Origin of the sequence: Blautia sp. HCP3S3_D9 (genome assembly GCF_052063845.1) — a bacterium.
GTDB lineage: Bacteria > Bacillota > Clostridia > Lachnospirales > Lachnospiraceae > Blautia_A.
This window is the reverse complement of the sequence record NZ_JBQHWS010000242.1, coordinates 1-2,270: the sequence shown is the minus strand read 5'-3', so window position 1 is coordinate 2,270 and position 2,270 is coordinate 1. Positions and strand designations below refer to the sequence as shown.

Below are 2,270 nucleotides of genomic sequence, written 5' to 3'. Positions count from 1 at the left end.
TAAAATTAAGGTGATCAAAGTCTCAAAAATACACAACAAAGGAGCCCTTTATGAGTATTGTAAACACCTTAGCTTTAAAAAGCAATAGACAGATTAAAATTAATTTCGATGTTTTTGTTATACCCTTAAGACTAACTAAGGGTATAGATTATCTAAATACCATTGGTGTGTGAACAGTAACAAAAAGTTTCAAAATAAATCAAAAAATATTTGTGAAGTCTACCAGTCAAAGTCTTTTCGTTGTATAATGTCTTTGTCGTACAGGGTCACTTTCCTTTGTAATGTTTTGGAGCAAACTCATTATACATCAGAAAGCCCTGTACGATATTTTTTTATGAAAAAGTTGTAAAGTGGTGTAAAGATTAATGATCTTTGTATTGGCACCGAAAATTTATTTATTTCTCCGCGGCTTTTCTTCCAGGATGGGAGAGTGCCGCGGAGAATTTTTTGCGAAGAAAGAATTGCTATAGCTTTTGTAATTCCGGGAAAACCTTTATCTAAGAAAAAAATACAATATTAACATGAATATCATGAATATAATATTGGAGGCTGTGAATATTCCAAAATACTTCCCTCTCAGATTCCTGTTTTCTTTTGCAATATATTTGAAACTTATCAGGCTTGCCATGGATGCAATCAGAGTGCCGAGACCTCCAATATTGGTTCCGACAATTAAAGCCCGGTAATTATCTGTAAAGCCGGATAAAAGAAGCGCAGCGGGAACATTGCTCATAATCTGACTGGCAAGAACAGCAGTAAGTGTTTCCCTTCCTGCCATGATTCTTTCCAGAAAACTGCTGAATTGCGGAATCCTTCCAAGGTTGCCGATAAAAATAAATAATGCGATAAAGGTGGCAAGCAGGGAGTAATCCACCCTGCTTATATTTTCCCTGTTTCTTAGCAGCATATATATAAGAACCAATACAAGAGGAATCTGGTATGGAATGATACGTGCAACAGTGAGCAGGCAGATTGTAAATAAGATCAGGTAAGCGGCCAGGTATTCCATGTTAAGTTCTTTTCTGTCAGAGAATCCCAAAAGAGTTTTATCTTTTTCGGAACCGCACACGTGAGGTGCTTTGGCAGCGACTACCTGTATCCATATCAGAAGAAGGATAAGTGCTGTGGCGGAATAGGGAAGCATCAGGGTTATTAATTCTGCCGCGGACATCCCTGCTCTGGCATATAGATAAAGGTTCTGCGGATTTCCGATTGGTGTGAGCATGCTTCCGAGATTAGCAGCGATTGTCTGCATGGCTACTATTTTAAGAAGCCAGTAATTGCCCAGTTCCTTTGGCAGTTTATGCACAATGATCAGTGCAAGAGGAACAAAAGTAATCAATGCCACATCATTGGTGATCACCATTGACAGGAAGAAACATAAGAGTACCAACAGCCTGATCACACCCACAGTTCCCGATGTTCCCATCAGCAATTTTTTGGCAAGTATATCAAAAACACCAACAGCCTTCAAACCAGCTACAATTGCCATCAAACAGAAGAGGAGCCCGAGAGTCCTGAAATCGATATAAGTAAAATAAGCCTTATCCGGTCTGACCCAGAACATAGAAAGAAGCGCCAGGATCACTGCAATTGACAAAACGGTTTCTTTCCTGAAAAAACATATAATTTTTGTAACATAATATTTCCTTTCCGGTCTGATACGACCGCGTATAAGTATATCACAGAAACATCCAGAAAAAAAGAATATCATTTTGTATTGTGGATTGTGTTTGCGATTACCGCCTCATTCCTGTATAATAAAAATGTTATCAATGGCGACATCATTTCAAAAGTTCAGAATATGAAAGGAAAACGTTTTGGGAGAACTATACAGAAAATATCAGGGAAAAACAATAAAAGATGACTATGGGAAAAATTCCAAGGAATTTATATATTTTGCAAATGACATGAAAAAGAGCATGAAAATTAATGCCGCAAAATATGGATTAAGGCTTATTACCTTTGAGACGGGGCATTACGATATGTGCGGATATTTTAAGGACAACGAAACAAAAAAAGTATGCATATTTTTCATTCCATGAATGCAGGAACCACCCCATAGATTTCGACATGATGAACGCTAAGGGATTTCTCGTCCGTTCTGCAAAAGGATTGAACGATTGCACTGGAGGATACAACAACTTTACGGACTTGAAGGGATTTTTCCAATTTTCTCTATTTTTTTCATAATGATTACCACTTTACAACTTTTTCATAAAAAAATATCGTACAGGACTTTCTGATGTATAATGAATTTGACCCAAAAC

The 2,270-nt window shown here is 37.3% G+C and carries 2 protein-coding genes; one reads left to right on the top strand and one right to left on the bottom strand.

The features are described from left to right. Positions 1–493: 493 nt before the first annotated feature. On the bottom strand, positions 494–1,600 hold the full coding sequence (locus ACTNES_RS20520) for an SLC13 family permease (protein ID WP_441040541.1): 1,107 nt from the start codon (positions 1,598–1,600) through the stop codon (positions 494–496). Between the two features lie 220 nt (positions 1,601–1,820). Here ACTNES_RS20520 and ACTNES_RS20515 point away from each other — a divergent pair, with 220 nt between their 5' ends. Next, a complete protein-coding gene (locus tag ACTNES_RS20515; protein ID WP_441040540.1) occupies positions 1,821–2,045 on the top strand; it encodes a hypothetical protein in 225 nt (74 codons plus the stop codon). Positions 2,046–2,270 lie beyond the last annotated feature (225 nt).